Raw genomic sequence first — 12710 nt, forward strand, 5'->3', positions numbered from 1 at the left:
ATACTATGACAGTAGCAATCATGACAGATAATGAATCCGGTATTTTTCCTGAAGAAGGAAAGAAGCTGGGTGTATACATTTTACGTATGCCTTTTTTCCTGGATGGAAAACAATATTACGAAAATGAAACCATCACCGCCCAGGAATTCTTCGAGCGTATGGAAAACGATCCCAACATGGAATTTTCAACCTCGATGCCACCGGCCGGTGAGGTATTATCCATGTGGAAAGAAGCGTTACAGACGCATGATGAAGTCGTATACATTCCCATGTCGAGTGGTTTATCGAGTTCGTGTGAGACCGCTACATTATTAGCACAACAATTCGATGGCAAAGTACAAGTAGTGAATAACCAAAGAATTTCATTAACGCAACGTCAATCGGTTTATGATGCGATGACCCTTCGTGATCAAGGGAAATCAGCCAAAGAAATCAAAGAAATCTTAGAAGCGGAAAAATTTAATTCCAGCATCTATATCATGGTTGGTAGTTTGGATTATCTAAAGCGTGGTGGCCGTGTCACCTCGGCTGCGGCTTTATTGGGTGGTCTATTACGCATTCGACCGGTCCTACAAATACAGGGCGAAAAATTGGATGCGTTTGCAAAAGCCCGGAGCTTAAAAGCAGCCAAAAAAATCATGTTTAATGCGTTGCATTCCGATCTTGATACACGTTTTAAACCATTTGTGGATAAAAAGGAAATAGAAGTCTATATTTCTTATACCCATGGTCAGCCGGAACAAGTCAAACAATGGTTTGAGGAAGTCAAAGCCGAATTCCCTCAATTTCATGTTACCAAAGATCCTTTGTCTTTAAGTATTTCTTGTCATACGGGTCCTGGTTGTCTTGGGATTGGATGTGCACGAAGAGTCGTATGAAAATACGGCTTTTTCTTTTGAAAAGAAAAAAGATGGATCTTTTACCCATCTTTGTGTTTGATATAGATTCGAATGGAAGCTTCTTGACAACATTGAAAATGATTCTTTTCCAGTACCCGACAACTGGCGACATTGGCCCGATAGACTCGACCCATAATTTTTGTGATATCCAATTGTTCAAAGGCAATCTTACAGATTTGTTTACATGCCTTGGTCATGATGCCATGATTTTGAAAGTTTTCCATCAAGCAATATTGAATTTCACCTATGGTTGGATCCTCTTCCTTTTTGGTGACACAAATATGACCGACCTGCTGTCCATCAACGATCACGATACGATAGATACCATTTTCGCCTTCTTTTTTTTGTACCGACTGCAACCACCAATGCGCAATGATTTCCGGGTACGGATAAGGGATGGTCTCTCCCATATAAGTATGATCGACATGATCCAATATGTTGGTGATGATATGGCTATCTGTTAGATGCCAATATCCTAATTCTAAAACCATAGGTACTGCTTCTTTCAAATGTATTGTATCATTGAAAGCGTTTTTTTACTGCACATTTTATGTTATTTTATTAGTGTATGAAACCAGAAGAAGAACAACAATTGATACAAATTGCGCAAATGTATTATATGGAAAACAAAACGCAATCCCAAATCGCAAAAGAACTTCATATTCATCGAAGTACGATTTCTCGTTTACTCAAATTATCTCGTCAAGAGGGGATTGTGGATATCACGATCCATGGTCTCCATGATCAGAATTTTCCTTTAGAGAAGCGTTTAAAAGAACGATACCAATTGAAATATGTCGGTGTCGTCACTTGTGCAGAAGGATTGACTCGTGATCAAAGATCCATTGTTTTAGCGAATAAAGCCAATGCCTTTTTTCAAACGATTTTAGATGATCATATGGTCTTAGGATTTGCGTGGGGAGCCACCCTTCGTGAAGTAGCCAATCATTTGACCAATCCAGCCCATCATACACCGTTAATGTGTGTGCCTTTAATGGGTGGAAGTTCCGGTCGCATTCGCAGTGATTATCATGTCAATGCCGTAGCTTATGAAGCCAGTCGAAATCTGGATTGTGGTGCCATCTTGATCGATGCGCCCGCCTATGTAGAGTCTGCCGATCTAAAAGATCGGTTTATGCATAGCGATTTTATGCAGTCGATCACCGAATATTGGCATAAAGTAGATATTGCCTTCTTAGGCATTGGATCGCCCAAAGTGACCATGAATAAATGGCGGTATTTCTATGGCAATGATTTCTTTAAAGAAGTGGAACATGGCAAAGTGGCTGGAGATATTGCTGGTCATTATTTTGATATCTATGGCACCTATCTATCCGATACATTGGATACGCATTTGATCAGCATTGATAAGAAAGGTCTGGCGCGTATTCCTTATCGCATTGGCATTGCCGAATCTTTAGAAAAAGTCGATGCCATTCGTGGTGTTTTACGTGGTCGATACATCAATTGTTTGATCACCACGCAAGAAACCGCAAAAGCTCTTCTCAATTCGGTGGACTTATAATACACTTTACATATGTCTTGGTATGAAAAAAAATATATCTATTTAAAAAACCATCCAACCCTTTCTTCCTGCATTCTTTTTTTGTCTACGTGGCTCACTCGTTTGGTGTATGTCAGTTATGGCCTCTTATGCATCTATGCATGCACCCATCAATTATGGAAATGCATAGGGGTACCTGCCATTGGTTTTGGCTTGGAAACTGGACTTCGCGCTACTTTGAATCAACCCCGACCCTATGAAATCATGGATTTTCCAACCCTTCAACCCAAAGCGACCAAGGGCAAAAGTTTTCCAAGTCGTCATTGTTTCAGTGTGGCCATCATTAGTATGGCCATGGCTTCTGTCAACATTTGGCTTGGTGCATGGTTTATGCTCTTTACCTTGTTGCTGATGATATGTCGGGTATGTATTGGTGTGCATTGGATCAAAGATGTCGTCGTTGGGGCATTATTGGGTTGGCTTTGTGGGTGGATTGGTTTTTTCCTTCTCTAGAGATAAGAAAAGCGATGTCAACGCATCGCTTTTTGTTTACCAGGCACCGCCGCCACCGCCACCGGCACCGCCACCAGAAAAGCCACCAAAACTGCCCGAACTCGAACCAGCTTGTGCAGCTGCTTGGGCGGCATTATAACTTTTCACCGAGTCATTGACTGGGGTCTGAATACCATGATCCATCATGGAATAGAAATACATCGTATTCCATAGTGTCGGATCACTGCCTACATACCAGTCTGGCTGTGGAATCTCGATGCTCGTAAATTTCTTAGCCCATGTTTGCGCCAAACCAAAAACCATCGCATATGGAATCACATCATAGAAATAATTCGGATTTTCTGCCGATAACTTTTCCAATTGATCCACTTCTGCTTTTTGGATAAAATCTTTTAATCCCATCAATGGTCCGGCTTTTTCTTTCCAATACGTGCTCATCTTCTGCATTCGATAAGAAAAGAAAAGACTTAGATAGCTCAATATTGATAAACCATACAAAAGCCATCCCGGTAGGATCTGATCCGTTTTTGTTCCTTGTTGATACAAAAAGAACAACCATGCACCCAAAGCAATCAAGCTCAATAAGAGTTTCCATGGACGATGATGCTGTTTATCAAACGATTCTTTGATATTTTTGTTTAAACAAATGGCACAAATCACAAACAGGATCACAAAGAATACAGCCATGTACCAATGATAGAAATAACCTATATACGAAGAGGTCAAAAGCGCGATCGCAAATAGGATCAAACCAACAAGACTGAGATATTCAAAAGAATCGGTTTCTTCGAGTTTACGCTCATCCAAGAAGGATTGATGCAGCGCTTCTTTGGCAGCAATAAACTTTTCTCCAAACTTCTTATTCATATGCGTGAAATCACAGGACTTGTTTTTCTTAAACATCGCTTTAAACAACATCGTTTGATACGACGCAGAAGATGGAGGTAATGCATCCACTTTGGCATGAACAATGATGTGTGGTTTTTTCTTGGCGGTGGATTTGTCTTCAATTTCTACATAGCCTTTCTTTGCCCAATAAGGGACCAAAGCCATCATATCCACATCATCGGCCTGGCCATCCACGATATAGCCAACTGCCGATGGATCTAGATCATCGGGTGGATCGAAGGTAATGATAGGGGTCACCGGATCATCATGATCTTGGAGTTCTTTGATCAAAACCAAGATCAATAGAATGGCAGCTACAATGGCACATAGCCAAGACAGCCAAGTAGATCGTTGATACGCATCCACAAAATAATTCGAGCGCAATCGAGTCAGGATCGTTATGGCGGATCCCGAAGATAAATGATCCACTGTACCTGTAATTCCCTTTTTCGTCACTTGGTAGTCCACTTGGGCAGCATTGCTTGTTTGTCCGCTTGGGCCACTAAACAAATGGAATCCATTCACTTCGTTTTGGGTCAATGGCTTTTCAAATTGGATATCAAAGGAGACATGATTGATATCACAAGCCCAATCGGGACCAATCAGTGAATAGTACATAAAATCATAATCCGGACGATAATCCTTTGGCAGGACCAGTGTGTATTGGATCGTATAGGTCTTTGATCCACTCACATACGTATCGGCATCTCCAATTTTGATTTGATAGGTTCCATCTTCACTGGATGTTTCATATGCAGCACCAGACACCGAAACGTTCTTTACCTGTATGGCATACGTATCAACTTGTCCCGTCTTGGCTTCGTCATCTTTATAGCCTACATAATATTTTTCCGGAATATATTGATAGATGCCATGTTTGGGTTCCAAAAAATTAACTTGAACCGTTTCGGTTTGCGTAATGGTGTTGTTTTTATGATACGTAGCATTGATCTTAAAATTTTCGATATAGTAATCTGCCGTGCTGGCTTTGGCAGGTGTAAAACTAGCTCCCAGACAAAGAAGCAGGGCAAAGAGCCATTTAAAACTCGACCTTAACATTTTGGCGTTCGTTTTCATTATCGACCTCAAACATTTGGCGCTTTTCAAAATGGAACAGGCTCGCAATGATATTTGTCGGTATGGTCATGATTGCATCGTTGTATTCACGTACAACAGCATTGTAGTATTTACGGGCATTGGCAATGTCTTCTTCCACTTTTTTCAATTGGCCTTGTAGATCCATAAAGTTTTGATTAGCTTTTAAATCTGGATACGACTCAGCTACCGCAAATAAATTACGGATAGCTCCGCCAATGGCTCTTTCACTATCAAGAATTTCATGGGTGCCATGTGCACTGCCACGTTGCGCAATGACTTTTTCTAACGTGTCGGCTTCATGTTTGGCATATCCTTTCACCGTAGCTACTAAATTAGGAATTAAATCAAAACGTTTTTTTAGATACACATCCATCGTGGCATAGCTTTCATCCACTTTATTGCGCATGCGAATCAATTTATTGTAGGCAGAAATCGCAATCAAGACGATCAGCACAACAATAATCAAAATAATAATCCATGTCATAATACATAAATCCTTTCTTTTTTCCATTTTAACATATCAAAGTAAAACTTAATATATTTTGTATAAACACTAGAATTTTTGCCCCACTCTAAAGTTAAGTTAAGGTAGCCTGATTATGATAAGGTCATTCAAAGGAGGTAATAGTCAAGCGTTGGTTTTATTTACTAGGAAAATCCCTTTCTCTCTCTACAAAAATTCATATTGCTTAACTAGTAAATAAAACGATAGGAAGGAAAAAGATTCCTTCCTTTTTTAAATTGTATTTAGGGGTAAATGTCAAATTGTCTCTTTCCTTTTCTTTCTCTTAATCTTTCGTTTTTTAATTTCATTTAATGTACATTTTTTATGATAAGACCACTCAAGCAAGTTCTTGAGCAGGTATGCGAGTTGCCTTTTCTCTCCCTCTTAAACATCCAATGACTCGTATGCGAAATGGAAGGCCAACAACCTTCTTTTTTTATATTTTTTCAATCGTATTATTATCTTGAAGATAGACGATATCCCCAATTTTGACATCAAGGGTGCGATTGACTTCCTTGGTTTGTTTCGCTTTATTTTGAATGATGATATGATCATTGACTTCGATCACTTCCCATCCATCCGATGCCAGTTGATGATTGATCTTCTTATCTTTCTGATTGCCAATACAAATGCCTATGGCCAATTGGTCGATCCAACAACCAAAGGCAACCCCTAAACAAATTCCAATCGTGGCATACGCATCGGTATACTTTGTCGTTTTCATAATTTGCTTATATCATATGGAATTCAAATGAAATTAAAAGATTTGTAACATTTTATCGATGATGAAATATCTTATGGATCCGCAACAGCCAAACGCGAAATACATAGCGAAAATACCAATTGATATAGCCGCCAATCAATAGAATATAGATACACCAATAGAGCCAAAACAAGAAGATCACCAGCACCGATAAAGAGCCATAAATAATACTATAGGTGCTGATCTTGGTAAAAAAAGTAAACAGTTTGGTAAAAATAACCCAAGCCAATAACGTACAAATGGCTCCTGGAACTTGTTCAATCAGTGGTTGTTTTTCCATCGAGGCTAATTTATAGATCAAGCTTAAAATAAGGATACCACTTACAAAGATGATGATATAACGAAAATGATAAATGGTTTGAAATAAGATGGCAGGTCCGATCCAATGTTGACGAATCAAATGCATGATGTCATCACCAAATCCTAAAAGGATGATCATAAAAGCTAATAAAACGATCAACAACAAGGTGTATACGCAAGCCAATGCGCGCAAATAGAGATAACTGCGCTTGGTCTTCACATCGTACACAGCTTGTAGTCCACGCATGAGTTCCATCATGGCGCGTGAACAAGTAAACAACAAGATCAACAAAGAGACGGGAAAAATGGCACCGGACATATTGTAGGCTTCGGAGATCAAGGAAGCAATAAAACTCGTTGCATAGGTGGGAACAATGGATGTAAAAAAGGCCGTAAAATCCGTTTGATTGATACCCATGGTCGGAATAAATAACGAAAACAATACAAAAAGTGGGATACTGGAAAGCACGAGAAAAAAAGCAATGCTTCCGGCATACCCGGTGATGTTGCGTTTTTGCATTTCATCGGAAAATGAGCTGATAAATTGTATCAATGGTTTCAGCCGCATCAAAAATCGTTCCATATTATACTAAAATGTAATGTTCGGGTAAATCATCAATTTGTAAGCCTTTATCACAGATGACATGATCAATTTTGTTGGTCATGGAAAAACTACAAAATCCCTTAACGGATGCTTTCGAGGAATCCGTCAATAAAAAAGTCTTTGAACTTTGGGCCATAGCTACTTCTTTGATGGCCAATGTTTCCGATTCAGCGGTATACAACAAATCATTTTCCACATCAAAACCAGCCGATCCAATAAAGGCATAATCGAAATTAAACGTACACAGCATTCTTTGTGCCCATGGACCAACGATCATTTTATATTCTGGAATTTCGGTACCACCCAAACTGATCAATTCGGCTTTGCCACCTTCAAATGCATGTTCAATCAATACATTATTGGTCACGATCTTTATTTGAAGATGTTCAATACATTGCAACAAAGGGAGGATACTGGTACCGCCATCTAAAAAAATACAGTCACCATCATGAAGATAGGTTGCTGCTTTTTGACAAACGCGCAATTTTTGATTGTAGTGCACACTCAATCGATCCAACATCCTGGTTTCGTTGGTTGGCGATAAGATCGATGTGGTCCCTAATTCTTTGGCCCCACCATGCACACGTTTTAACATTTTCTTTTTATCCAATGTTTCCAAATCGCGACGAATGGTAACTTCTGTGACATGTAACTGTTGGGCTAATTCCTTTACTGTCACTGTTTTTTTCATGTGAACTTGTTCTAAGATCATATCATATCGTCGTTGTGCTAACATCTGTCTACCCTCTGTTTCTATGGTCTCATTATACACCACAATTAACGATAATTAACTAAATCTTTCACAATTTCACTGGCCATGATCAAACCCATGACACCTGGGGTAAATGCCATACTGCCCGGCACATGTTTTTTGGCTACATTTTCTTCACATGGCAATTTTGGTTGCATTGGCTTTTCTTTGGAGTAAACCACCTTTACATGCTGGATATGTCGTTTCTTTAATTCTCTTCGCATCACTTTCGCTAACGGACAATAGCTGGTTTGATAGATATCGGCCACTTCCATTTTAGCTGGATCGATCTTATTGCCCGCTCCCATGGCACTAATGATGGGAACTTGATGTGCTTTTGCTTGCAAGATGATCTCAATTTTTGCCGTGACGGTATCCACGCAATCCACTACATAGTCGTATTGTGAAAAATCAAAGGAATCACTCGTTTCGGGTAGGTAGAAACAAGCCTGTTTGGTGACTTCGATTTCCGGATTGATCGCATGGATTCGTTGTTCCATCACATCCACTTTCAATTGCCCAATCGTATCTTCCAAAGCAATGATTTGGCGATTGATATTGGTGATGCTTACCGTATCGTTATCAATGATATCCAAACGGCCAATGCCGGAGCGTGCCAGAGCTTCTACAACATAGCCACCTACTCCACCAATCCCAAATACCGCAACATGGGCTTGTTTTAGGGTTTCCATGGCTTCTTTTCCAAGTAACATTTCGGTTCTTGCATATCGATTCATGGTAGTATCATAACACAAAAAACCGGTCAATTTCTCAACCGGTTCAATCAATCTGAATTTCTCTTGGTTTTTCTTGATCTTCTGTACGTTTATCTGGAAAAATGATCGTCAACATGCCATTTTCAAAATGAGCTTTGAAGTCGTCTTCATCATAGCCTTCTCCCACATAATATCGGCGGGAACAATGGTTGGAACGTTCCTGATGGATCATCGTTCCATGGGTATCCGTTTTCTGTTCTTGTTTCTTTTTATTGGCTTTGATGTACAAATAATCATTGACCAATTCCGCTTTGATTTCGTCTTTTTCAAATCCGGGAATTTCCACTTTCATGATAAAATTTCCATCTTTTTCAACAATATCCGTTTTCATGTTATTGGATTCGTGGAAAATATCCCAATCATTCCAATTATGATGTTCTCGTTTCATCTGTTTATCTCCTTACCTATAGAAAAGGCGGTCGATTCCTCGACCGTCGATTTTGATCATATTGCTAGATTCCGATCTTTCGGGTCGGCGACCGTTAGGAAAGCGTTCCTTCTATAAATTGTCTAGTGGATCTCAATTTGTTTGGTTTCACTACGCTGCGCAGCGCTTATGCAAGGGAATGTGATCGTTAATTCTCCATTCTTGTAGCTTGCTTTGAAATCGTCCTGTTTGTAGCCATCGCCTACATAGAATCGACGTGCACAATGATTGCCACAACGCTCCTGACGAATGATGGTTCCTTTATCGTCTTTCTCATTGGTTTCGCTGGTCTTATCTGCCTGTACGCAAAGATAACCATTGACCCATTCAATTTGGATGTCCTTCTTATCAAAGCCAGGTACTTCCATCTTCATTTCGTAATGGTCGTCTTTCTTGATCACATCGGTTTTCATCGATGTCCGATCATTGAAGAAGTTAGCATCCCAATCATCAAATACATGTGGAAATTCTGGAAAATCCTTCCAATTTCTGAGTTCACGTTTCATGATATCGCCTCCCAAGTTTTCAATTCAGAAACATGAATTGATCTCGGATAGGAACGAGATATCTTTGATCGTTTTGGTATCCTATTTCTATCTTCAATTCTGTTATAGCACTAGTTTTTAGCACTGTCAACACTTAAGTGCTAAAATGTTGTTTCAAATTCCTTCCATGGCATGGTAGCCGGTTTGCCTTCATTGATCACACCATCCATATGGATCAATAAAGGAAATTCCGCTTCTTTATGCAACGTTTTGATGGCGCGTGCCACACGACTCGCAATCACTACAGACTCTAATGTTTCTCCTTGTAGTTTTTCCATGGCTTGCTCCAAGCTATAACCTTCTCCTAAAAGAATTCCAATCTTGCGGGAACGACCCCCAAACACCGTCACATATAAATCACCAATCCCAACCATGGAACTTTCCAATTGGCCACCAGCTACTACGATCAACCGTTCCATTTCGCGAACGGCTTGACCAAAAGCAGCAGCTTGCGCATTGTAGTTGCCTGTGTCTTTTCCGCCTTGTAAACCAATCGTCAAAGCAACGCCCAAGGCATAGCCATTCTTTAAGGCCACTGCGGTTTCTACCCCCGCTACATCCGTTGATAACGAAATATGATAGTAGGATGTTTCAAATAACGAACGTAGCCACACCAGATCTTTTTTATTCTTGCCACAATACGTGACACAAGATGGTTCATGATCTGCAAGTTCTCGCGTAACGCAAGGTCCGCCAATCGCATTAATGGATAGTCCGGGCGCTTTTTGTTGCCAATACGCTGGAAATGTTAAAAGTGCGCCATTGGGTTGGTCCAACAACCCTTTTGTGACCGATAAGATCCGTGCTTTTGGGGGAATTTTCGGTAATACCTTTTCGGTAAACCAATCCACGCCAAAACTGGATACCCCACATACCACGACATCGGCCCCTTCTAAAGCCACGTCTACGTCTTCTACTTGATAATAAGTAATGCCTGTGTGTAGTACGCGTTTTAAACGCATATGATAATTGTCTTTTTGGAGTTGATCGATGATGGCTCGATCCAATGGTGTACCTACCATGCGAATGGTATGGCCATTCTCAAATGCGGAAAATGTCAAGCCACTGGCCATCACACCCGCACCGATATATGTAATTGTTGTCATGTTTCACACCTCTTTCTGAATATATTATAATGAAGGCAGAAACAAAAACGTGCCCAGCATGTCAATATACGATGAAAGGATTCCCAATATGATCATCCCTATGAGTCCGGCTTTACTGGAAGAATTATCCTCATCTGAAAAGCGTGTCATTGATTTTATCAATGTCCATGAAACCAAAATTCCCACTTTATCGATCAATGAAATTGCGGAGCAAACCTATACTTCTTCTTCCACGGTTTCTCGCGCAATCCAAAAGGCTGGCTTTTCCGGCATTGCCCAACTGAAATTCAAGATCAGTGAGCCCCAACAGAGAAACACACCCCTTGCTCATGAGATCTTAGCCAAGTGTTATCGAGAAAGTGTAGAAACCATCCAACATCTTTCGGTATCTGATATTCGAAAAGTTGTTCAAGCCATTCAAAAAAGCCCACGTATCTTTGTGTTTGCGAAAGGTCTTTCGACCTATTGTGGCATGGAGTTTTGTCATTATTTAGAAATCTTAGGCTACCATGCCATCTTGGTGGATGATTCTGTGCTCTTGCTCAACATCAAACAACGCATTCAACCAACCGATCTGGCCATTTTTTTAACGTTGCAGAATACCTCTTCCGAAATAGCCATTGCGGCTAGTCAATGTCAAAAAGTCGGTACACCCATTGTTGTTTGTTGCGGCAAAAAAGATACGGTCCTTTATGATCTGGCCGATTGGTATTTTCTCGTGCATACCGAAAAAGTCATCGATGATAGCTATTATCCTTTTTTTAGTCGCCTTCCTTTATCGATCTTTACACGTATCTTGATTGAATTCTTATATCATGCTACGACTTCACAACCACAGCCAAACCGCCCAAAGCACTCTCTTTCAGTTCGATAGGTAATTTCTTACCCGTAAGATTCATGGTCTTAACGACCATATCAAAACTCACTCGATTCTTTTTGACATTGCGCAAATATTTAGCTAGGCGAGCCGCATCTAAACTTCGTTGGGCTGCCACGGCATTGCGTTCAATACATGGAATCATCACATACCCACCAACGGGATCACAAGTCAATCCGAGATGGTGTTCCAAACCAATTTCTGCTGCACATTCGATTTGTTCGTTGGTCTGCATTTCTAAACTGGCCACAAAGGCGGCGCCCATGGCACAAGCAGCACCAACTTCGGCTTGGCAACCCCCTTCCGCACCCGATATGGTCGCATTTTCTTGGATCAAACAACCAATCAATCCCGCTACTTTTAGAGCTTGGAGGATATGTCTTTTTTTATATCCTTGGTCTTTATAACTATGATAAACCAAGGCAGGTAATACCCCGGCACTGCCCATGGTTGGAGCCGTAACGACCAAATGACCACTCGCATTTTGTTCGCTAGCAGCATAGGCATAACTTGAAAGCAATAAGAAATTACGATCTTCTTGGGTATCACAACTGGATGCCGATTGATACAAGGCATGCGCGATCCGGTCCAATTGTAAAGCACCTGGCAATTTTCCTGTTGTTTTTAGGCCTTTTGTGACACAATGGATCATCGCTTTAAAGATCTTTTCCATATAGGGATTGATCTTCTCTTCAAATTCATCCACATATTCATCCAATCGAATGTGATGTTGGCTACAATAGCTTTGAATTTCATCCATGGAATGATGGATATATGGCGCTTCCATGGTGTGATTGGCTTGCCCATCAATAGTGATCATGCCACCCCCAATGGATTCAAATGTATGTTTTCCTAAACTATGAACGGCATCAAAGGCTTCAATGGTCATCGTATTGGGATGTGGATATTCTGTTTTATAGTCAAATCGAATCGTACAATGCTTCAATGTTTTGCGAATGATTTGATCCGTCAAATGGCCTTTGCCCGTAAAAGCCAGCGAGCCAAATAAAACCGTTTCAAATTGGGTCGCTTCTGGATAGGTTTCCAACATATATTGACATGCACGCATCGGACCAAATGTATGCGAACTACTCGGTCCAGGTCCAATCTTAAATAATTCTTTTACACTTTCCATAAACAAGTTCCTCTTTTTG

General features: G+C 40.4%; 15 protein-coding genes. 4 read left to right on the forward strand and 11 right to left on the reverse strand.

Translation table 11 applies throughout. From position 1 onward, the window contains the following. The first annotated feature begins 5 nt into the window (after positions 1-5). Entirely contained in the window at positions 6-878 is an 873-nt protein-coding gene (locus tag MOZ64_RS01345) for a DegV family protein (protein WP_320324828.1), read from the forward strand. Positions 879-919: 41 nt separating this feature from the next. On the opposite strand, the gene MOZ64_RS01350 is transcribed toward MOZ64_RS01345, so the two are convergent. Continuing rightward, positions 920-1408, reverse strand: coding sequence for a GNAT family N-acetyltransferase (locus MOZ64_RS01350; RefSeq protein ID WP_320324829.1), 489 nt, complete (start codon positions 1406-1408; stop codon positions 920-922). Between the two features lie 59 nt (positions 1409-1467). Here MOZ64_RS01350 and MOZ64_RS01355 point away from each other — a divergent pair, with 59 nt between their 5' ends. Together MOZ64_RS01355 and MOZ64_RS01360 are read left to right on the forward strand one after the other, a co-directional pair. Then, complete coding sequence (locus tag MOZ64_RS01355) at positions 1468-2424, forward strand: sugar-binding transcriptional regulator (RefSeq protein WP_320324830.1); 957 nt, start codon at positions 1468-1470, stop codon at positions 2422-2424. 12 nt (positions 2425-2436) lie between these two features. Continuing rightward, entirely contained in the window at positions 2437-2916 is a 480-nt protein-coding gene (locus MOZ64_RS01360; RefSeq protein ID WP_320324831.1) for a phosphatase PAP2 family protein, read from the forward strand. Positions 2917-2952: 36 nt separating this feature from the next. On the opposite strand, the gene MOZ64_RS01365 is transcribed toward MOZ64_RS01360, so the two are convergent. The 9 genes from MOZ64_RS01365 to MOZ64_RS01405 form a co-directional block, all read right to left on the reverse strand. Then, positions 2953-4881, reverse strand: a complete 1929-nt coding sequence (locus MOZ64_RS01365; protein WP_320324832.1) for a DUF2207 domain-containing protein — start codon at positions 4879-4881, stop codon at positions 2953-2955. Continuing rightward, positions 4844-5386: a LemA family protein gene (locus MOZ64_RS01370; RefSeq protein ID WP_320324833.1), complete on the reverse strand. Its 543-nt coding sequence runs from the start codon at positions 5384-5386 to the stop codon at positions 4844-4846. Before MOZ64_RS01370 ends, MOZ64_RS01365 begins: the two co-directional genes overlap by 38 nt. Before the next feature lie 457 nt (positions 5387-5843). Next, positions 5844-6131 carry a hypothetical protein gene (locus MOZ64_RS01375; protein WP_320324834.1) on the reverse strand — a complete coding sequence of 96 codons (288 nt, stop codon included), beginning with the start codon at positions 6129-6131 and terminating at the stop codon, positions 5844-5846. Between the two features lie 52 nt (positions 6132-6183). Then, positions 6184-7038, reverse strand: coding sequence for a YihY/virulence factor BrkB family protein (locus MOZ64_RS01380; RefSeq protein ID WP_320324835.1), 855 nt, complete (start codon positions 7036-7038; stop codon positions 6184-6186). Between the two features lie 16 nt (positions 7039-7054). After that, positions 7055-7810 (reverse strand): DeoR/GlpR family DNA-binding transcription regulator, encoded by a 756-nt coding sequence (locus tag MOZ64_RS01385; protein ID WP_320324836.1) that lies wholly within the window; start codon positions 7808-7810, stop codon positions 7055-7057. 41 nt (positions 7811-7851) lie between these two features. Continuing rightward, complete coding sequence (locus MOZ64_RS01390; RefSeq protein ID WP_320324837.1) at positions 7852-8562, reverse strand: tRNA threonylcarbamoyladenosine dehydratase; 711 nt, start codon at positions 8560-8562, stop codon at positions 7852-7854. Positions 8563-8605: 43 nt separating this feature from the next. Beyond that, on the reverse strand, positions 8606-8989 hold the full coding sequence (locus MOZ64_RS01395; RefSeq protein WP_320324838.1) for an Hsp20 family protein: 384 nt from the start codon (positions 8987-8989) through the stop codon (positions 8606-8608). A gap of 122 nt (positions 8990-9111) precedes the next feature. After that, positions 9112-9534 carry an Hsp20/alpha crystallin family protein gene (locus MOZ64_RS01400; RefSeq protein ID WP_320324839.1) on the reverse strand — a complete coding sequence of 141 codons (423 nt, stop codon included), beginning with the start codon at positions 9532-9534 and terminating at the stop codon, positions 9112-9114. A gap of 140 nt (positions 9535-9674) precedes the next feature. Next, positions 9675-10679: a hypothetical protein gene (locus MOZ64_RS01405; RefSeq protein WP_320324840.1), complete on the reverse strand. Its 1005-nt coding sequence runs from the start codon at positions 10677-10679 to the stop codon at positions 9675-9677. 88 nt (positions 10680-10767) lie between these two features. Between MOZ64_RS01405 and MOZ64_RS01410 the strand changes: the two genes are divergently transcribed. Next, complete coding sequence (locus MOZ64_RS01410; RefSeq protein ID WP_320324841.1) at positions 10768-11553, forward strand: MurR/RpiR family transcriptional regulator; 786 nt, start codon at positions 10768-10770, stop codon at positions 11551-11553. Here the strand turns inward: MOZ64_RS01410 and MOZ64_RS01415 are convergent. After that, positions 11498-12691 carry an L-serine ammonia-lyase, iron-sulfur-dependent, subunit alpha gene (locus MOZ64_RS01415; protein WP_320324842.1) on the reverse strand — a complete coding sequence of 398 codons (1194 nt, stop codon included), beginning with the start codon at positions 12689-12691 and terminating at the stop codon, positions 11498-11500. The two genes, MOZ64_RS01410 and MOZ64_RS01415, sit on opposite strands and share 56 nt — an antisense overlap. Between the last annotated feature and the right edge of the window lie 19 nt (positions 12692-12710).

It is taken from the genome of Absicoccus intestinalis, from assembly GCF_033971885.1.
GTDB classification, from domain to species: Bacteria; Bacillota_I; Bacilli_A; order Erysipelotrichales; family Erysipelotrichaceae; genus Absicoccus; species Absicoccus intestinalis.